This window comes from Anabaenopsis elenkinii CCIBt3563 (genome assembly GCF_015245355.1).
Taxonomy (GTDB): Bacteria; Cyanobacteriota; Cyanobacteriia; order Cyanobacteriales; family Nostocaceae; genus Anabaenopsis; species Anabaenopsis elenkinii.
On record NZ_CP063311.1, the window covers coordinates 4,283,048 to 4,302,015 of the forward strand.

At 44.1% G+C, this 18,968-nt stretch carries 19 protein-coding genes; 5 read left to right on the forward strand and 14 right to left on the reverse strand.

Features of this window, described 5'->3' with window-relative positions; all coding sequences use genetic code 11:
• Nucleotides 1-62 precede the first annotated feature (62 nt).
• The 5 genes from IM676_RS18695 to IM676_RS18715 all read left to right on the forward strand — a co-directional run bounded on the left by IM676_RS18695 (nt 63) and on the right by IM676_RS18715 (nt 4,971).
• Nucleotides 63-1,289 carry an RNA-guided endonuclease InsQ/TnpB family protein gene (locus IM676_RS18695; protein ID WP_200988261.1) on the forward strand — a complete coding sequence of 409 codons (1,227 nt, stop codon included), beginning with the start codon at nt 63-65 and terminating at the stop codon, nt 1,287-1,289.
• Between the two features lie 96 nt (nt 1,290-1,385).
• Nucleotides 1,386-2,024 (forward strand): hypothetical protein, encoded by a 639-nt coding sequence (locus tag IM676_RS18700; RefSeq protein WP_200988262.1) that lies wholly within the window; start codon nt 1,386-1,388, stop codon nt 2,022-2,024.
• Nucleotides 2,025-2,034: 10 nt separating this feature from the next.
• Nucleotides 2,035-2,841 carry a pentapeptide repeat-containing protein gene (locus IM676_RS18705; protein WP_200988263.1) on the forward strand — a complete coding sequence of 269 codons (807 nt, stop codon included), beginning with the start codon at nt 2,035-2,037 and terminating at the stop codon, nt 2,839-2,841.
• A 163-nt stretch (nt 2,842-3,004) separates the two neighbouring features.
• Entirely contained in the window at nt 3,005-3,874 is an 870-nt protein-coding gene (locus tag IM676_RS18710; RefSeq protein WP_200988264.1) for a DNA adenine methylase, read from the forward strand.
• On the forward strand, nt 3,841-4,971 hold the full coding sequence (locus IM676_RS18715; RefSeq protein WP_200988265.1) for a restriction endonuclease, SacI family: 1,131 nt from the start codon (nt 3,841-3,843) through the stop codon (nt 4,969-4,971). The genes IM676_RS18710 and IM676_RS18715 overlap by 34 nt, the downstream gene beginning before the upstream one ends.
• A 137-nt stretch (nt 4,972-5,108) precedes the next feature.
• On the opposite strand, the gene IM676_RS18720 is transcribed toward IM676_RS18715, so the two are convergent.
• The 14 genes from IM676_RS18720 to IM676_RS18785 form a co-directional block, all read right to left on the reverse strand.
• Nucleotides 5,109-5,876, reverse strand: a complete 768-nt coding sequence (locus IM676_RS18720; protein ID WP_200988266.1) for a phycobilisome rod-core linker polypeptide — start codon at nt 5,874-5,876, stop codon at nt 5,109-5,111.
• A 179-nt stretch (nt 5,877-6,055) separates the two neighbouring features.
• Nucleotides 6,056-6,799 (reverse strand): phycobilisome rod-core linker polypeptide, encoded by a 744-nt coding sequence (locus IM676_RS18725; protein ID WP_200988267.1) that lies wholly within the window; start codon nt 6,797-6,799, stop codon nt 6,056-6,058.
• Between the two features lie 41 nt (nt 6,800-6,840).
• Complete coding sequence (locus tag IM676_RS18730) at nt 6,841-7,680, reverse strand: phycobilisome rod-core linker polypeptide (protein ID WP_200988268.1); 840 nt, start codon at nt 7,678-7,680, stop codon at nt 6,841-6,843.
• A 39-nt stretch (nt 7,681-7,719) separates the two neighbouring features.
• Nucleotides 7,720-8,319, reverse strand: coding sequence for a HEAT repeat domain-containing protein (locus tag IM676_RS18735; RefSeq protein ID WP_200988269.1), 600 nt, complete (start codon nt 8,317-8,319; stop codon nt 7,720-7,722).
• An 11-nt stretch (nt 8,320-8,330) separates the two neighbouring features.
• Nucleotides 8,331-9,161 (reverse strand): HEAT repeat domain-containing protein, encoded by an 831-nt coding sequence (locus IM676_RS18740; RefSeq protein WP_200988270.1) that lies wholly within the window; start codon nt 9,159-9,161, stop codon nt 8,331-8,333.
• A gap of 10 nt (nt 9,162-9,171) precedes the next feature.
• Nucleotides 9,172-9,414 (reverse strand): phycobilisome linker polypeptide, encoded by a 243-nt coding sequence (locus IM676_RS18745; RefSeq protein WP_200988271.1) that lies wholly within the window; start codon nt 9,412-9,414, stop codon nt 9,172-9,174.
• 38 nt (nt 9,415-9,452) lie between these two features.
• Nucleotides 9,453-10,313, reverse strand: coding sequence for a phycobilisome linker polypeptide (locus tag IM676_RS18750; RefSeq protein WP_200988272.1), 861 nt, complete (start codon nt 10,311-10,313; stop codon nt 9,453-9,455).
• Nucleotides 10,314-10,520: 207 nt separating this feature from the next.
• Nucleotides 10,521-11,012, reverse strand: a complete 492-nt coding sequence (cpcA, locus tag IM676_RS18755) for a phycocyanin subunit alpha (RefSeq protein WP_200988273.1) — start codon at nt 11,010-11,012, stop codon at nt 10,521-10,523.
• 58 nt (nt 11,013-11,070) lie between these two features.
• On the reverse strand, nt 11,071-11,592 hold the full coding sequence (locus IM676_RS18760; protein ID WP_200988274.1) for a phycocyanin subunit beta: 522 nt from the start codon (nt 11,590-11,592) through the stop codon (nt 11,071-11,073).
• 611 nt (nt 11,593-12,203) lie between these two features.
• Nucleotides 12,204-13,133: an RluA family pseudouridine synthase gene (locus IM676_RS18765; RefSeq protein ID WP_404799809.1), complete on the reverse strand. Its 930-nt coding sequence runs from the start codon at nt 13,131-13,133 to the stop codon at nt 12,204-12,206.
• A gap of 258 nt (nt 13,134-13,391) precedes the next feature.
• On the reverse strand, nt 13,392-14,174 hold the full coding sequence (locus tag IM676_RS18770) for a Uma2 family endonuclease (RefSeq protein WP_200988275.1): 783 nt from the start codon (nt 14,172-14,174) through the stop codon (nt 13,392-13,394).
• A gap of 151 nt (nt 14,175-14,325) precedes the next feature.
• Nucleotides 14,326-14,535 (reverse strand): hypothetical protein, encoded by a 210-nt coding sequence (locus tag IM676_RS18775; RefSeq protein ID WP_200988276.1) that lies wholly within the window; start codon nt 14,533-14,535, stop codon nt 14,326-14,328.
• A gap of 206 nt (nt 14,536-14,741) precedes the next feature.
• Nucleotides 14,742-15,941, reverse strand: coding sequence for an FAD-dependent oxidoreductase (locus IM676_RS18780; protein WP_200988277.1), 1,200 nt, complete (start codon nt 15,939-15,941; stop codon nt 14,742-14,744).
• Between the two features lie 11 nt (nt 15,942-15,952).
• Nucleotides 15,953-18,805 (reverse strand): ATP-binding protein, encoded by a 2,853-nt coding sequence (locus IM676_RS18785; RefSeq protein ID WP_200988278.1) that lies wholly within the window; start codon nt 18,803-18,805, stop codon nt 15,953-15,955.
• Nucleotides 18,806-18,968 lie beyond the last annotated feature (163 nt).

Consider the following 18,968-nt stretch of genomic DNA (forward strand, 5'->3'; position numbering starts at 1 on the left):
AAGGTGATGTAGGTCTTATGGGTATATAATATCAAAATTAAGAAAACATTGGAGGTCGAACAATGTTACTCAGTTTTCAAACAGCACTGATACCAAACAACAAACAGGTGTCAGCCTTCCGTAAAGCTTCTGGTACTGCACGACACGCCTACAACTGGGGAAATGCTGCAATCATAGAAGTTTTGAAACTGCGGGAAACTGATAAATCTGTCAAGATTCCATCTGCAATTGATTTACACAAACGATTAGTTGCCGAGGTAAAATCTCAGCATGATTGGTATTACGAAGTTAACAAAAATGTCCCACAAAAAGCTTTAGCAGATTTACGTCAAGCATGGGATAGATGTTTCAGAAAAACATCTAAACAACCCAGATTTAAGAAAAAAGGTCAGCGCGATTCTTTTTATTTAGAGTCTGGGACTAAAGCCAAACCAGGGATTAAAAATGATGAAAAGCGGGTCAAGCTTCCTAGTATTGGCTGGGTGCGATTAGCAGAACCGTTACCAGTGACAGCAATTCATAATTGTGTTATTAGTCGTCAAGCTAACTGCTGGTTTATTGCTATCAAATATGAGATAGAAAAACCTACCGTTAACGCCAAACGTCCTAGTGTTGGGGTTGATATTGGTATTAAGGAATTAGCTGTAACTAGTAGAGGTAAAGTATTTTCTAACCCTAAAGCTTATCGCCGGATGAGTAAGCGCTTAAAGCGTTTACAGCGTCGCGTCAGCAAGAAAGTAAAAGGTTCTAAAAATCGCGCTAAAGCCGTTAAGAAGCTGGCTAAACTGCACGCTAAAGTCGTAAATATCCGTAAAGATTCAATCCATAAATTGACTCACTATCTAGCTAAGAACCACAGCGTTATTAAGATAGAGGATTTACACGTCAAAGCATTTCTCAAAAACCATAAGTTAGCAGGTGCAATCGCTGACTGTGGTATGTATGAATTTAGGCGGCAGTTAGAGTATAAAACGGAGAAATTCTCCAGTCAACTAATCATTGTTGATAGGATGTTTCCTAGTTCTCAGATTTGCTCTAACTGTGGTAATCATAGGCATAAAATGCCACTGAAAAACCGCGTTTATATCTGTCCCGATTGTGGACACACTGAAGACAGAGATTTAAACGCCGCCAAAAATATTGACCGGTGGTTTGAGAATATTTTTATTCCTGAACGTTCAGAAACGGTAAGCTTTACCGGGATTGCTTGCGGAGCGGACAAACCTCTGAGAAGTCATTCTCAGACCGCGATGAAACAAGAAGTTAACGCTAAAATTGCCAGTGGGTAGTTTTGGGTAAGTTTAACAGAGCGGTTATGGTACTTTAGGATCACACTCATAAATTGCCAAACATAACTTTTATCCACATGACTGGAGAGCATCACCTTGGGAATAGAATTACGCAGTTTTGTATTTCTCGACAGCCTGCAACCTCAACATGCAGCCTATATGGGAACAGTAGCCCAAGGTTTTTTGCCATTACCGGGAGATACATCACTGTGGATTGAAATTTCTCCCGGTATTGAAATTAATCGCATTACCGATGTAGCGCTCAAATCCGCCTCTGTGCGTCCAGGAGTGCAGATAGTTGAACGACTATACGGTTTATTAGAAATTCATTCTAGCTCCCAAGGAGAAACCCGGGCCGCTGGTCAGGCGATTTTAGCAACACTAGGAGTGAAAAAAGAGGAATGTCTCAAACCCCGCGTAGTTTCTAACCAGATTATTCGCAACATTGATGCTTACCAGACCCAGTTAATTAACCGCACACGGCGAGGACAGCTACTCCTTGCAGGACAAACACTATATGTATTAGAAGTTCAACCCGCAGCTTACGCCGCCCTAGCTGCTAATGAAGCTGAGAAAGCTGCGGGAATTAATATTCTGGAAGTGCAAGCTGTAGGAAGTTTTGGACGGTTGTATTTAGGTGGTGCGGAACAGGATATCCTCGCAGGTGCTGCTGGCGCATTAGCAGCGATTGAAAATGTCCCCGGTCGCCCCAACCCCCAGAGTGTAAATGAGTAAAGGAGCAAAAATGGCAAATCAAGAGCATCTGGCTTTACTCAAAGCAGGTGCGGTGACATGGATAGAATGGAAACACCAAAATCCCCTGGTGAAAGTAGATATTAGCGCCGCCAACTTACAAGGAAACAACCTCAGAGGCGCTCACCTCCAAGGGGTGAACTTAAATAAAGTCAATTTAAGTCATGCTTTACTGGTGCGAGCCAACCTGAGTAATGCTGACCTCAGTGGCGCTAACCTGCACCAAGCCCAGCTGATAGAAGCTAATCTTAGGGGGGCTAACTTGAGCGTAGCTAATTTGAGCGGTGCTACACTTACCCAAGCAGATTTAAGTGATGCTCATTTGATTGGGGCTGACTTGAATGGCGCCAATCTGGAAAGGTCGATCATGGTTGCAGCTAACCTGATTGGAACTGACCTCACAGACGCTAACTTCAGAGATGCTGATTTAGGTAAGGCGCAGTTAATCAGAGCTAACCTGAGTTTTGCAAATTTCATTGCAGCGAATTTAATTGCTGCTGATTTAAGTGAAGCCAATTTATACCATGCCCAATTAAACGGAGCTTATCTTTATCAAGCTCACTTTTGCCAAGCTAATTTACACCAAACTCACCTGAGTGGTGCTTACCTATTACGAGCCAACCTCAGTGAAGCTAATTTGACCGGTGCTAATTTGACATGGGCTAACCTCACAGGAGCTAATTTAGCAGGGGCTAATTTAACAGGGGCTAATTTGAGGGGTGCTAAACTCCAAAATGCTCACCTCAAGGGTGCTATTCTCAAAGACACAATTATGCCGGATTCGTATAAGTGTGATTAGCCAAAATTCACATCAAAGCCATCGGTTGATTCTCTCAATCAAACATCATTACCAAGATACACAAATGTTTCAGGCGATCGCTATAATTTAAGTTGCATATAGAATTTGTAAATTATTTAGCATAAGCACCACTTTTGGAACACTCTATTAGAGGTCGGCTTTGATGGCAAAAAAAATTGCATTTGGTTGGTATGGTGGTAAGTACAGTCATTTAGACTGGCTTTTGCCATTGTTGCCCAAAACGACTCACTATTGCGAACCGTTTGGGGGTTCTGCAGCGGTGTTGTTAAACCGGGAACCTGCACCTGTGGAAACCTATAATGATATTGATGGGCAGGTAGTTAACTTCTTTCGGGTGTTACGTGACCAAAAAGATGAACTTATCCAGGCTATTGGGTTAACACCATTTTCCCGTGAAGAATTTCACATTGCCATTAGCAATGATCACGAAGGTGTATCAGATTTAGAAAGGGCTAGACGATTTTTTGTCCGGGCGCGACAAGTAAGAACAGGGTTGGCACAAACCGCCAGTGTGGGACGATGGGCACATTGTAAACTCACCAGTAGGGCTGGAATGGCTGGTGCGGTTTCTCGGTGGCTCGGTAGTGTTGATCACCTACCAGAAATTGTACAACGGTTGCTGCGTGTGCAAATTGAAAACGACCAAGCAACTGATATTATTCAACGGTACGATAGTCCAGAAACTTTATTTTACTGTGATCCTCCGTACCCTCACGATTCCCGTGGGGATAGCAAAGCTTACGCTTATGAAATGACCGATGACGAGCATCGAGAATTGGCAGGAGTTTTGCGTTCGGTTAAAGGTAAGGTTGCCCTTTCAGGCTATGATTGTACGTTGATGCAGCAACTTTATGATGATTGGATCTGCATCAAAGCGCCCCAGAAGCAGTGCCATTCCGTCAAGGAGTTACGGCAAGAAGTACTTTGGGTAAATTATGACTTGCCAATTTCCACCCTCACTATTCAAGAAATAGCTCCATGTCCACAACCCCACCAACTATCCTTGATGTAGCCTTGCAAACAGCCGAAGCATCAAATCAACCCCTTGTAACTGACCCCAGCATCGCTGAAAAAATTGATTATGTATCGCGCTGTGTGCGTAATCGTGCTGTGGTTCGTTTGTTACTTGCCTGCTCTTTAGCAGCAATTTACCGTCCGGATGTCGATATCCGCAAGCCTTACACTGAAATAGGCACACCAGATGCTTACTCTGGGCGCTACTACGATGAAAGTTATATTACAACCTTCATTAACAAGTACGATTTGCCTTGCAATCCTACCACTGCGTTCCTCACACCAGCCCTGCGGAACCGTAACGTCACCTTAACTACAACAGTAAATCTGGTAGGACGACCACCTAAACTCTACGAAGCGGCATTACAATTACTTGATCATGTTCATCAAGGTAGAATAACTGCCGAGAAACTGCTGGCGGAAACTCTTCGCTGTCTGATTATTGTTCGGAATGAGAAGCAGCAGCGCATGGAAACACGACTGGCGGATTTGAGGAAATCCCAAGACACAATACCTCTATCAGCAGAGGAAATTGTTACACTCCTAACACAGCATTTGGCTTGCCGAAATTCAAGCCGCCTTCCTGTACTAATTGTTGCTGCTGCCTATCAAGTAGCAGAACAATATATAGGAGAGCGTTTTTTACCTCTCGAATCCCATAATGCTGCGGATGAACAGACTGGCGCTTTGGGAGATATGGAAATTACCTTAGTTGATGATGACAAGGTGATTACCAGCTATGAAATGAAGACCAAGCGTGTTACTTTAGGCGATATTGACCGTGTGTTGCAAAAAATTAATAGTACTGGTAATCGAGTTGACAACTATATTTTTATCACCACGGATGTGATTGAGGAAGATATTCGGGAATATGCCTCAAGTATGTACGAGCGTACAGGCGGTATAGAGATTGTGGTTTTGGATTGCATCAGCTTTGTGCGTCACTTTCTGCATTTGTTCCATCGACTAAGGTCACAGTTTTTGGAAGCTTATCAACAGCTAGTGCTAGCAGAACCAGAAAGTGCTGTCATTCAACCTCTAAAAGAGGCTTTTTTGGCTTTGAGACAAGTTGCCGAAAGTGCAAGGGAGTTTTGAGGAGTAAACAGCTACTGGGTCTAGTTTCCACTTAACATAACGCCAAAGTCCCAGAAAAACTGTAAACCCGTCGTCAGATGAAGGCAAAAACTAGACCCAGTATAAAATTTTAGTTTTAGACAGTGAGATTTTAAATCTTAGCGTCTACTACCACTACGGTAGGGAACGGCATTGAGATAATCAATATCAAATGCAGAAAGCTTTTGAGCATAGTTGCCTTTACCACCAACTGCTGCTGCCATATCAGCATATTTGCGGGGGTCACCTTCGGCGAGGCGTTTTTCTTGGAATTTGCGGGTATAGAACTTCTCCAAAGTGAAGCGCCAATCGGTCTGAACCGTACCGGCTTTTTCTTGGAAGTCTTCGCCGTAACGAGGTGTGACTAAGTTGTGGGGACGACCTTCCATGCGTTTGCGCTGGTAGGGTACGATATTATCCCCAAAGTTTTTGGTATATTCGTCACTATCTACTAAAGCATCCACAAAGCCGCCAAAACCCTTGGTAGCAATGACAATTGACCAAGCGATTTGTTCATCTTTGTTATAGGAAGCACGGCCTAATAAACGCTTCAGGGTGATGTCTACTAAACGGTAGTTGTTGTTGACCGAGACAACTAAACGATAGAAGGCTTCAGACTTAGCTAAACCTCTGATGAAGTCACGCACAGATAAAGCACCGGTTTTGAGTTGAGATTCCAGAGCTTTTTGGCGGTTGAACTTGAGAATTTCATGTTCACTGAAAACTTGGCGATAACCAGCCCAAATGATGCTCTGGATATCAGTGTAGGAACTGACATCTTCAATTCGGTAGATATATGGTGTATCTTCATTCTGGTCAGCTATACCAAAGCTGGTGACTCGGTTATTTTGAGTGGTGGGTTTGTACTGAAGTAATGGTAGAGACATACTGGGTTTTTCCTCTGATTAATTATTAAACAAAAAGCTAGATGGGAAAACTCCAGGAAGTTTGAGCATTCAAACCCTGGCTGATTCCCTATGTTATTTTCCCCCATTATGTTGATAGATACAGCTGATTGGGCGGTAATTTACTATCAACAGGCTATCAACAGGCTATCAACAGGTATTTACCCCAGGGGGAAATTGGCGCTGGAGTTGATGGAAAGGGGTACACCTTGGGGTTTGGTATCCCTGCTCATGTCGGGAATTTGGATGCTGGCTAGGTTGACTGGTGTAAATTTTAGTGTCTTGATTTCAATGGAACTAGCTAATTCCATATAGTTTTTGATGTCCCCTGCTTTATAACGTGCCTCTTCTAACTTGTCGCGCCAGTAGTTACCGTAGCGGGGGGTGACTAAATTAAAAGGTCTATCTTTGTAGCGCCGGCGTTGGTAGGGAACTATATTGTCGCCAAAGTTGCTTTGATACTCTTGAGAGTCGATTAAAGCATCAACAAAACCATCCCAACCCAGGGTAGCTATTTTGATTGACCAAGCAATTTCTTCCTCTTTGTTGTAGGAAGCACGACCTAAGAGGCGTTTGAGGGCAATTTCCACAAGACGATAGTTAGAGTTAGTCTCTACTACCAAATTCCGAAAGGCTTCGGACTTAGCCAAACCCCGGATCAAGTCGCGCACAGTAATGGCTCTATTCTTTACCTGAGATTCCAGGTTAGTTTGGCGATAAAACTTGAGGATTTCATGCTCACTAAAAACCTGGCGATAAGCAGCCCAAATTAATTCTTGGAACTGACTATCAACACAGCAGTCTTCGCTGCGGTAAATCCTGGGGGTATCCTCATTGGGAACTTCGTAACCAGCAACGCGCTGATTTTGAGAACTCGGTTTGTATTCTAATAAAGGAATTGTCATTACGGTTGCTAATATTCAATGATCTATGAAAAACTTATACTTTAATTCCGGGGACTTCCAGGAATATAACGATAAGGTAGAGCAACAGCTACGGGTTTGACGGTGGGTTGAGGTGTACCGACTTCCCGGGAGTTGTCGGGAATCTTGATATCTTTGATTTGGGAGGTGACTGTAGCTACTGTTCTTTGATAGTTACGTTCGCCAGTGATGATTTTCCCGGCCATGTCCATGAAATTCGCAGGAATTACCCGCCGAATCTCTTGTTTACTAGCCACCCCTGAGGTACGGGCGGTATAGAAGGAACGACCACCGAAGGATTCTAACATCATGCGATCGCGCCAGTAGGAACCGTAGCGGGGATTAACTAAGTTAAAGGGCCTGTCTTTATACCGACGGCGTTGGTAAGGGACGATATCATCACCAAAGTTTTGCAGATATTCTTGGCTGTCTAACAGGGTATCGATGAAACCGTGTAAGCCTTTAGTCCCAATCACAATTGACCAAGCAATTTCTTCATCTTTGTTGTATGCGGCCCGTCCCAAAAACCGCTTTAAGGTGATGTCAACTAAGCGGTAGTTGGTGTTGATATCTGCTACTTGGGTGCGGTAGACTTCGGATTTACCCAGACCCCGGATAAAATCACGGACGTTAATTGAGCGATTGCGTAGTTGAGATTCCAGGAACTTCTGGCGGTTGCTAGCAATAATTAAGTGTTCGCTGAAAATTTGCCGATATGCTGCCCAAATAATCCCATCAATATCTTTATCTGAGGTAGCATCTGACAAGCGATAAATGGTTGGTGTGTCATCATTGGGGACTTCGTACCCTTCTACACGCTGATTTTGGGTAGTAGGTGCATAATTTAGCAGTGGTATTGACATATTTACTTTTTCCCTGTTTTATGATATTAGAGGCAGAGGTTATGAAAGGGCTAGTTGCACACGAGCGCGAATTGCCTTTTCCTCATCAGTAGTTAACATCTGCTGCAGTCTGGTGTGGATGGCCGGCTGTAAATCGGGGATTCGAGCCAAGGCCTGTAGACCGACCACAGCAGCGTAACGGATTGACCATTCTGAGTCTTGAGAAATTAACAGCAAGGTTTCTAAAGCTGTTTTTAGTCCTGTTTCCCTGTGGGGTGAGTCCAGTTGATGCCAATCTAAATTTCCCAGACCCTGAGCAGCAGCCCGGCGGACACTGGGAGCAAAGTCCGTGGCTGCTGCTGTGATTAAAACTTCTAATGCACGGGGATCGCCGATCGCCGCTAAGGTGCGAATAGAATAAGCCCGTGCGCCGTAGTTATAATCGTCAATCTGGGATAACAGTTGTGGTACTGCTATTGCTCCCATAGCTGTCAATGCTGCCACCGCCACCGTTGCTGCTGCTGGGTTGTTATAACCAAATACCGCGATTAATGTGGGAATGGCAGCAACATCCGGGACTGCTGCCAGGTTTTTTACAGCCGCCACCATTTTTTCTGGTGTATCTGCCAGGGTGACGGCACGGATTAGTTGATCAGTCACGTCGCTTCCATTCACAAAAGTGAATCCATTAAGTTCATGACCTGGATGGCTTGGTCACAAACAGATAGGGCTGCTAAATCTCGGTTGAGTTGATGCTCTAGCAATCCTTTGAGAGCCATGAGTTTAAAGCTATTTTCTGCCTTAGTGCTGGCGATCGCCTCCGCGGCTCCTATGTAGCCAATTGCTCCCAAATCACTTAAAACCAGGCGGCGCAATTTCAGGTCGTCACTAGATAACATTGTTACTAACCTCTCCCCATACAGGGGGTCTTGTGTTAGTTGGTACATTGCTCTAGCAGCGGCACAGTTTACGCCGGGGACTTCATGGTTTAAGAAGGGTGAAATTAAAGAAATAGCCTCAGTTGCACCAATAGCTCCCAAGGCTTCTATTACCGCTTCATAGGGCTGGGTGAGATGAGGCCGGCCGGGTACTTGCACCGCTTGGGCTAAACCTCCTGCTAGCATTTTCATGAGTGCGGGGGCTACAGCCGGGTCCCCCAGTTTTTGCAAAGATTGGGCTGCTGCTTCGCGCACATAAAAATCAGGGCATTCCAAGCACTTAATTAACCCTGGTATAGCTTTAGGATCACCCAACTTCCCCAATGCTCTAGCTGCGTTGCGCCGCAGTGGATAACCTCCCATTTCTGTTGTGTCATCTTCATCCTCTAAGGCTGCAATCAAGGCATTAATCACATCTGGGCGGCGGATGCGAAATTTACCCAGCCACCAAGCTGCGTAATAGCGCAGACTTAAATCTGATGATTGCAGGTTAGCCAGTGCCAACTCTGGTGTCAACTGAGGCGCGGTTTGTGCTGAATACTCTGACGCAGTGAGTTCTTTCATTGCCAGGATATTAGTTTTCTATGGCGCTCAATGGGGATATGTTGATGATTTTGCCACCTAGGCGGTTAATCCGTTGCATTTCTTCATTCATCCGACTGTATGGCACTGTAATAAACACGCTACCACTGCGACGGATATCGAATTTATTCCTGTCAGTTTCTGCGTTTTGGCGCAAGCCTACAACTTCATAACGAAATACTCGGCTTGCCGATGAAGAAACGCTAGCAGACCCAAGTGTGGTTTGACCGAACATTACTGCTATATCTCCTGTATGATGTGAGTAAAGCCACCTTAAGCTGAGGTGATGCTGACAATCTTCCCACCTTGTCGGTGAATTTGCTGAATCTTGTCAGAAAGTCGCTCATAAGGTACGATAATTGCTGTAGTGCTCCGTCTGACACTGGGGTAACCAGCTCCACGGATAGCTGTGACTTCAATGCGGTACACCCGATCGCCTGTACCCACAGCATTTCCTAAAGCCTTTTTGGGAGCTACATCTGCCGCAGCACGGAAATTCCAGTTATCGTTGCTGCCTGATGGTCCAACAATTGAAGAGGCTTGATTACGAGCTAAATCCTGGGCTAACCGGGATTTAGCTCCTTCTACCTGGGCGCGATCGCTGTTAGCATAACCCCGGTATAACCGGAATAACCGGGTAAATCCGACAGTTTTCTGCCCTGGTTGAGTTTCAAATCCCCGATAATATGGCACAATGTAGTCACCGAAGTTATTTTGGTACTCTGGTGAGTCGATGTAGGAATCTATTTCCGCGTCGTAGCCTTGGCTCTGGTACAAATCCAAGTGGTACGCCACCTCTGACTCATCGTAGGGAGCGCGCCCCAAAAGGTGCTTGTAGTTGAGTTCGATTAACCTGGTTTGGAAATTGGGATAAAAAAACTTAGTTTTGTAGAGTTCTGACTTGGCAACGCTGCGGACAAACTCCCGCACTGTCAGGTTACCATCTCGCAGGAGTGATTCAGCGCTCACCAGACGTTCCGACGCCATCAAATAGTCGTTACCCAAAACCTGCCGATAAACGGCCCGGATTACAACTTCAACTTCATCTTTGCTGGCATTGGGACGCAGTTCTATTCGAGGTGCATCACTAAAAGGCTCTGTTCCTAGCCTCGATGCTGCTGCTGTAATTGCCATTTTGCTTCACCTGTTGATTTGCATTTCGGCTGTTTGTACCGAGTGCCGAGTTTACTAAAGCTTTGATTTTTTTGATTTCTCTGCCTAATAAAACTTTGCCCGGAGCTAAATTCAACTGCTAGATGAGTCAGTTTGGTCTTTTTGGTGAACCTCAAAGGGTGACTCACTCCATCCAGAAATTGCATCCTTCCCCGGGCAAGATACTATCTAGCTTAAAGCGTTGATAGCGTAGTCAAAGTAGGTGTTGGCTTCGTTGGCTGCTTGTCCAGTCAAACCATGATTAGCTTTCATGTATTTGATTGCTTCAACGTACCAGCTGGGAGACAAATCAAAGGAGCTGTTGATTTCAGCCAAGCCAGCAATCAAGAACTCATCCATGGGGCCAGTACCACCAGCAACTAAGCTGTAGGTTACAATACGTAGGTAGTGACCGACATCACGAGCGCACTTAGCCTTACCACGGCTGTCAGCAGCAAACTGAGGTCCTGGTGTTTGGGTGGTGTAGGGGAATTTTTGGTATACAGCTTGGGTTGCACCATCAATCAACTTTTGGGCGTTAGCGGTCAAAGCCCGAGCAGCTTCCATGCTAGCAATAGCACGAACATAACGACCGTTAACTGCTTGCAGTTCGGTGTTGCTTAAAAAACGTCCTTGGGTATCAGCAGATGCGATCGCTTCGGTAATTGGTGTTTTAACCATCTTTTCAAATCTCCTTCGTATTTCTTATTTGTTTGTAACTCGAATCTCTTGGCTGTTATTAAGCAACAGCAGCAGCAGCACGATCAAAGTAGCTAGCTACTTCAGACATCAATTGACTGCAATCGCCTTTGGTAATCCCGTTGGGGTCGTTAGCAATAGCAACAGCAGCATCTTTCATTTTTTGCACGCCCACAGCTACGGAAGATCCAGGAGTTCCCAGAGCTTGGTAGGTTTCGCGCAAACCATTCAAGCAGCGATCATCAAGAACACTAGCATCACCAGCTAAAATCGCGTAGGTTACGTAACGTAAGATAATTTCCATGTCACGCAAGCAAGCAGCCATACGACGGTTGGTGTAAGCGTTACCACCAGGAGCAATCAATTGGGGTTGTTCTTCAAACAAAGAACGAGCCGCGTTGGTCACAATTGCTGAAGCGTTGCTGGTAATGCGGTTAACAACGTCTAAACGCTTGTTGCCTTCTTTGACTACGTTGGTCAAAGCGTCTAGTTGCTCGTTGCTCAAAAACTCGCCTCTGGAGTCAGCTTGAGAAACTACCTTGGTAAATACGTCTAATGTCATGGACTTTAATCTCCTAATTCCTTAGTTCTGAGATGTCTAGATTAAAACTGGCAATGTTTTATCAAATTGGGAATGGTTGACAACAGACCCGAGAGCAAACTGCTGCTTGTGATTTGTCTCTTAATTCCCTGAATACTAGATTAACAAGTATTTATGAGAATCTGGGTTAATTTTATGAGAAACCCGCAAATTTTAATCTACTCATTGCTTGGTTTGACTTTTGTCTGTCATTTCCACCCCTCAGAATATGTTTATACAATGCTATAGATTCTTTATTTGTTACAAATTATGAATAAATAAGATGCCCGGATAATAATCACCTCAAATCCTTTACATACAAGGCGTTTAACTGAGGATTTAGCTATTTTTTCGCAACAAAACTTAATATTTACCCCTACTGGTAGGGGTAATGATCAATTTTATAATTTATTAATTATTCTAGAATCCAAGTAAATATAAGACATTGGTAGTTTTTGCCGAAATATTACGGGGTATTGTTTTTATTAAAAGTTGTTAACTTCAGCTAGGGAAAATTTACCATAACTGCCTAAAATCCATCTGTCCAGGGTAAAAAATCGCCAAAAACTTTACAAATCTCCATACTACCAACTTTAGGACTCAACTCGGCGGCGGAGAATTTGCACTAAGGTAGTAAATGTCGGCGGTGGGGTGGCGGTGACGGAGATCCACTCCTGAGAAACTGGATGTTGTAACTTGAGTCGCCAAGCGTGGAGTGCTTGACCAGGTAAGTTGACCCCCAGAGAACGACCAGAACCATAAACTGGGTCGCCGACAATGGGATGACCTATCTGAGCGCTATGGACACGAATTTGATGGGTGCGCCCAGTTTCTAACTGAAAATGGATTAATGTATAGTTACCCAAGCGTTCTGCTATTTGCCAATGAGTAATAGCAGACCTACCCCCTTTTTCTGTGGGGACAACCGCCATTTTCTTTCTGTCTTGGGGGTGGCGACCAATGGGGAGGTCTATCATACCATCTGCGGTTTTCGGCGCGCCGTAAACCACACCTAAATATGAGCGTCGCGCAGTTTTAGCCTGGAGTTGTGCTTGCAAGCTGTGATAAGCAATATCAGTTTTGGCGATCGCGATCGCCCCCGTGGTGTCCTTATCTAAGCGATGGACAATTCCCGGACGTTGAACGCCGCCTATTCCCGGGAGATGGGGACAATGTGCTAACAAAGCATTCACCAAAGTACCATCAGGATGACCCGGAGCGGGATGGACAACTAAGCCAGCAGGTTTATTGAGGATTAGTAATTGGTCATCTTCATAGAGGATATCCAGGGGGATATCTTGGGCTTGGAGTTCTAGGGGGGTAACTTCTGGTATTTCTATACTAATGCGATCGCCTGGTTTCACAGCAATTTTTTTAGTTGTGCATACCTGATGATTCAGTTGTACATTACCCTCGACAATTAATTGCTGGATGCGAGAACGAGATAACTCTGGTAATTCTTGGGACAGATAGCGGTCAAGACGTTCCCCAGCTGTTTCGACTTGTAAATTAAATGCGCTCACAATTGTTCATCATTCATTCCCTGTATCCCTGTGTGGATAACTATTAATTATAGCTCATGTGTGAATAACTATCGATTATGCCTCCCCCGTGTGGATAACCAGCGCCCAAACATCCCTAAGTATGAAATAAAGTATGAAATAATATATACAACTTACACACACAAACCCAGAGAGATCGCCCTAAATAAATGTCATAATTAAAACAACCAGTCGGTTAAAAACCGACTTGAGCTTTCAGACTCTTAATTTATTCCCTGGCTAAAGTTCATCAGGATTTATGCCCATTGTCTGTAATTTGGCGAGTAATTCTTCCCTTCGTTGGCGCTCCTGTGCTAGTAATAATTCCGCAGTCTCTGCTCTTTGCTGGGCTTGTTGGGCTTCCTGCTGGGCTTGTTGGGCTAATTCACGGGCTGTAGGTAATATAACCCCCTCTAAAGTTGCCCACCTTACCCAGACTGCATTGGCTCCCCCAAATTCTCCCGCCCAACGCACTAGGGCTAAACCTAATTTTTGACTGATGAGCCTGTTTTGCTCATCGGGGATGATTGGTTCATAGCCATGATCTGTAATCATAAAACCAGCAAAATCACTGGGATTAAAAGGATCGTACCAAAAGTACTCTGGTACTCTGAGCCTGTTTTGGTATATTTCTTTTTTGTCAGTCTTATCTCGGGAAGCAGTGCTAGAGGATAGCAACTCTACCACCACATCTGGTCCTTTACCCTCTTCCCAAGTTACCCAACATTTGCGCTCTCCCTTGGGAACATCTAGTACAGCAAACATATCTGGACCACGAAAATCATGGTTTTTCAATTGATGGGGACTAAAGTAAACAAACATATTACCCCCCACAAAAGCATCTTTATCCCCTAACCAAGCAGCTAGGGGATCAACCAGCAAGTCCATTTGCAGTTTATGGCGATAGGTTTCCATGGGGATGCCGTCATCATACAGTAATTCATCCTGGGTGGGGGGATTGACAAAATCTGGCGGGGAGTCTGGTGTCGATTGATCTAGGTTTAGCAATGTCGATTCACTCATATTTCCTCCGATTGAATCCCGATGCTTACTAATTTACCAGTTCTCAGAGAAACCGATTCAGAACAACCCCCACCCGAAACCAGTCGGTTGTTAACCAACTTAAGCTTTCAGACCTACCCTAGAGGGGTAGGTATTCTCGGACAAAATAGCCTTATTGGGGGCTAGTTCTCCAGTTAGTTGCTAGTCTCACAGCCCATATACTTAATGTGGAAGCAAGAATGACTGCTAACCATGACCCCCAAAAGGGAAAGGTAGCTGTACCAATGACAATTGACGAGTGATTAACTAGTCGGATAAAATGTGATATTGCTACTAAGGCAAAAATCACTGCTGAAGTTACCAAATATGCTTTACTAATCATGAGCAGCCTCCCTTTGATTTTACTGAGGGATTGGGGGCTTTTAATTACAAGCCATACTTTTATTGTGCATATAGTCAAGGGGTTTAATTGGGAAATCAGCATATTTGCAACAAATATTCACCTGGTCTTTCTCTGGGTAAACCTTGATGGATTTGAAAAAATACCTGTTGCTGTTTATTGTTCATGTTGAATCAACTATGGCAAAACTAGACTTTTAAACATACCTGGGTGATTCCGTCGCGCATTTGAATTTGTCGCCTTAACCATAACTGTTTGACTATTTTACCCATGAATGGGGTTTGCACTAGGAGCGATCGCAATAGGGGATACTTGCGCAATTTCTCCCCCTGGGCTGCTTCTTGTAACTGGAGTCGCTGGATACCAATAATTTCCGGCTGGCGTTCTGCCTGAATCTGTGATAAGATGACATCAATCTGATCATGTTCAGCATTTGCTTGTAATAGTGGCACAAGATAATTAGCTGCAACAATCACATCACGTAATGCCACATTGATACCTTGAGCGCGCACAGGGGACATAGGATGAGCCGCATCACCCAGCAACAGTAACCCTGGTATATACCACTGGGGACAATTCCCCACCACCACAGATAGTTTTATGGGAGATGTAATACTTGCACTGTGATGGCGAAAATGTTCTGCTAACCATGGGGGAGAGAGGGAGGCGAAAACTTCCGCCCAAGGCTGTTTATAGTCTGTGGGTTCATTGGGGGATATTACCCAGCCTAAATGTAATTTATCGGACTCCGCACCATGAAAAATGCTAAAAATGCGATCGCCATTAACAATAGTGCGAAACACATTATCAGCAGCAGATTCAGGACTAGCAGCTAATTTAAACCAGAGAATATCTATATTTTTGGGCTGACATACTAACTTTAGTCCTGCACATTGGCGGACAATGGAGTTACGACCATCAGCGCCAATGACTAAATCAGCAGTCAGTTCTCTTCCATCACTGAGTATAACACCGGTAACCCGTTGGTCATCTCTGCATAAATCTTTGACAGCCACACCCGGTATAAATTCAAAGTTATCATAGGTTTGAGCTTCCCTAATCAAAGCTTGGAGTAAGGGAGGTTGGGACACTAATGTACAGGGTTGCTGTGACCCCATGGGTTCCTCTACCCGGAATAACTTTTTACCCCCAAGAATAAACTCCCAGGCCTTGAGGGGTCGATGGGGAATCTGTTGTATTAATTCTAATAGTCCCATTTGGACGATCGCATCTAAGCCACTAGGCATTAAACCCTCACCGCGAAATACTCGCCCAAAGTCTTTTGCAGCTTCTATGAGTGTGACTGTCACACCGCGTTTTACTAGGAGTAGAGCTAGAGTAGCGCCTGTTGGTCCTGCGCCCACAATTATAACTTTAACTTTTGTCATTAATTTACGCTTCACCCTCCCATAGTGATATCAGTCTCAATATGATCATTCAAACCTAACTCAGCTAGTGCAACTTGGGTTTCTTGGATTTTTTCGGGTGTCAATTCTCCCTCGACTACAAACTCTACTTTTAATGTCATTTTCAGCTTTGGATCAGCAGTAAATTTACTAATCGCCTTAGTATAAAAACTCATATATTTTCCGTTGGGAACTTCACCACTCCACTTTAATAATTTTGGTAAAATAACTGGTGCAGCGGCTATTGTTTCTGGTTTATCCTTGGGTAAATTAGTATTATTGCTTACATAGGGTATGGGAGCCTCCGCCACAGTGTTAGTGAGACTGGTGATATTAACTGGGGTATTGGTAGTAGGTTCCTGGGTTGGTGTTGATGGGTTTTGAGCAACATCTAGGGCTGTTTGATAAGCTTGGACTGTTTCTTGGGTAATAATAAACATATCCTCGGAAATTTCCACATCCCTAGGGTTCAAGCTGGTTTGATAATGGAACGGGTCGTAAATACCATTACTGGTTTTACCCACATAGGCTAAAGTCCCATTTTGAACCCCACGGGCGATCGCATCTTTGAGACCATCACTATTTAACAGTCGGGGAAATACCGGGGAAGCAAAAAAAGCATCCCGAAGCGCTTTAGTACTCCATTCTGTGAAAGCTGGGGGCCAATTTCTGACTAAAAAGCGGGGATTGATGGTATCAATTATATCGTCACTTTGACGTAACTTATTAATAATTAACTTAACTAGTTTATCCGCTTGACTAGAGTTAACCTGTCCCAAATCAATTACACGGATTTGGTTATTTTTATCTAATAAAGCCACATACTTATAAGCATTCCACACACACTCTTTTAAATTCACCTCGCATTTTTTGAGATTTTCTTGTAACTGACGGGTTTGATTTTCATCTAATTGTGTCTCCTCCTCCCGTATATCCTCCCAAGCGAGAATCTTTCTGGCTTCTTCTCGCATTTTCCCATCATTATCAGCGATCGCCCAAATGATCCCACTCTTAAAGGTTCTATGGGATGTCCCACACTCCTTAGTCATAGATTTCACCATTTCCATGGTTTGGGTATTTTGCCGAGAATATTCTGGTGCTAATATAACTAAACGTAAAACAGGACTATTGGCGATCGCGGCGGAACTTTCGGGAAATTGCACCAACTCTATACCCAATTCCGGGGTAAACACCTTTTTAACTTCTGCTTTTACCCTGTCGGTGATTCGGGAAGTTTGAATATTAGCGCGACGGTCGGCGAGAATTTTATTTAAATTAGGTGAGAGACTAAAAGAATACCTATTTTGCTCTATTGACAGATAATAACAACTGGTCGCCAGACTTTCCAGCACAGTTTCCACATTTCCAATATCTAAAGATGGTTCTGCCACAGCTAACCGAATTTCTGGTACAGTAGACTCAGCCCGCATAATGCCACCATTAGACTCAAAAAATATGGTGGTTGTTACCTTCTGGTGTAGTCGTGCTTTTCTAATTTGCTCATCAGCTTCTGCATCCAAACGCACCCCATGGGAATCCTTCCTCCCACAAATATCCGTAGTCACAATCCCTTCTAATCTACTTTCCCCTAATTGTTCCAACAGTGCTGTACGGAAATTTGGGTCATCCAGGGGAGCAGTCCCTAAAGTAATTAACCCGTCACGGTGTGAGCCTTGATATCCTTTTTGATAAGCATGAGATACCCACAAAGCTAGGAGTCTTAAAATTCCCCTAGTGCGTTGGAACCGGGGTAAAACTTGCCATTTACGCTCAAATACTGATAATACACAAGGGTGAAAAGGATAGGTAGCATAAAAAGCCTCTCGCGGAGCATCTACCGGAAACCAGCTAGGTAATTGTTGACGGTGGTCTAATACCCAATCAGCATATTCATTACAAGTATTCACCGCATCCTTGGGTAAGATAATTCTACCATCCGTAGTCACAGCCCGGCTATCCCACTCAAACAATCTTCTTCTAATAATTTCTGAGGTTTCCTCTGCTGCTGACATCATGATGGGTTTACCCACCCTATCCAGCATTTTCTTTAATCTTTGTTGGTCTCCCTCATCGTCAGCGGTGTATTCCATTTCCGAAGCGGGAATAGAAACCACTAACACCACATTATCTAAACCTCTGGCAGTTTCCGACAATGCTTGAATAAAATTGTATAAGCTGTTATGATAACCCTTACGACGGTAAGTACTCGCATAATTAAGAACTTCATCCATTAAAATCAAACAGGGTCGATCTTTAGGCAGAAATTGTTTAATCACATCCCCCTTGGGTTCGATAAATTCCCCTTCGTGTTGTGCCAATATAGCTAGTGCAGACTCACCACCTAACTGATAGGCAATTTCTCCCCATGGTGTTTTGCGTAATGGTGTACCATCCTGGCCACCACGTCCATTAATAGAATCAAATTCAGTCCCCACAAATACAGCTACTGCTGCTGGGGGAACGGAGGGTACACCTGCTGCTTGTAAGATTTTTTTTACCCCAGTCCAATGTTCCGCATCAGCCCCACCCCGGGCCAGGTGATATAATAAGGTGAGGGCGTGGGTTTTACCGCCACCGAATTGGGTAGAAAGGTTGAAAACAGCAGAGGTTTGGGTTTTTTCCCCAGATAAACGCCGCACAACTTGGGCTGCAAACTCAGTTAAATATTTAGTTAAATAGGTACGGTCAAAAAATCTAGCTGGTTGTTGATAATCATCAGGTGCTGTTTTATTCCTCACCTGGTCTAAATGTACTGCAAATTCCGCAGCATCTAAGGGTTTACCTTCCCGTAGGTCTTCCCGGGGTGTAAGTCCATCGATTTTATACCAAGGTTTAATATTTGCCATAATTTTACAAGTTGTTTTATAAGTTTTTCCGGGGGAAGAGGGAGAAACAATCAAATCCAGTCCCCTCCTCTCTTGAGGGGAGGGTTAGGGTGGGGTCAAACAATATTTGATACACTAATCATAACTTCTTACTCCCCTGATCAGGGGGGAAACAATCAAATCA

Bases quoted from the DNA above. Each gene is read 5' to 3' on its own strand.
- IM676_RS18695 (WP_200988261.1), top strand. From the start codon at position 63: ATGTTACTCAGTTTTCAAACAGCACTGATACCAAACAACAAACAGGTG.
- IM676_RS18705 (WP_200988263.1), top strand. From the start codon at position 2,035: ATGGCAAATCAAGAGCATCTGGCTTTACTCAAAGCAGGTGCGGTGACA.
- IM676_RS18710 (WP_200988264.1), top strand. From the start codon at position 3,005: ATGGCAAAAAAAATTGCATTTGGTTGGTATGGTGGTAAGTACAGTCAT.
- IM676_RS18715 (WP_200988265.1), top strand. From the start codon at position 3,841: ATGTCCACAACCCCACCAACTATCCTTGATGTAGCCTTGCAAACAGCC.
- IM676_RS18720 (WP_200988266.1), bottom strand. From the start codon at position 5,876: ATGTCTCTACCATTACTTCAGTACAAACCCACCACTCAAAATAACCGA.
- IM676_RS18725 (WP_200988267.1), bottom strand. From the start codon at position 6,799: ATGACAATTCCTTTATTAGAATACAAACCGAGTTCTCAAAATCAGCGC.
- IM676_RS18730 (WP_200988268.1), bottom strand. From the start codon at position 7,680: ATGTCAATACCACTGCTAAATTATGCACCTACTACCCAAAATCAGCGT.
- IM676_RS18740 (WP_200988270.1), bottom strand. From the start codon at position 9,161: ATGAAAGAACTCACTGCGTCAGAGTATTCAGCACAAACCGCGCCTCAG.
- IM676_RS18745 (WP_200988271.1), bottom strand. From the start codon at position 9,414: ATGTTCGGTCAAACCACACTTGGGTCTGCTAGCGTTTCTTCATCGGCA.
- IM676_RS18750 (WP_200988272.1), bottom strand. From the start codon at position 10,313: ATGGCAATTACAGCAGCAGCATCGAGGCTAGGAACAGAGCCTTTTAGT.
- cpcA (WP_200988273.1), bottom strand. From the start codon at position 11,012: ATGGTTAAAACACCAATTACCGAAGCGATCGCATCTGCTGATACCCAA.
- IM676_RS18760 (WP_200988274.1), bottom strand. From the start codon at position 11,592: ATGACATTAGACGTATTTACCAAGGTAGTTTCTCAAGCTGACTCCAGA.
- IM676_RS18770 (WP_200988275.1), bottom strand. From the start codon at position 14,174: ATGAGTGAATCGACATTGCTAAACCTAGATCAATCGACACCAGACTCC.
- IM676_RS18775 (WP_200988276.1), bottom strand. From the start codon at position 14,535: ATGATTAGTAAAGCATATTTGGTAACTTCAGCAGTGATTTTTGCCTTA.
- IM676_RS18780 (WP_200988277.1), bottom strand. From the start codon at position 15,941: ATGACAAAAGTTAAAGTTATAATTGTGGGCGCAGGACCAACAGGCGCT.
- IM676_RS18785 (WP_200988278.1), bottom strand. From the start codon at position 18,805: ATGGCAAATATTAAACCTTGGTATAAAATCGATGGACTTACACCCCGG.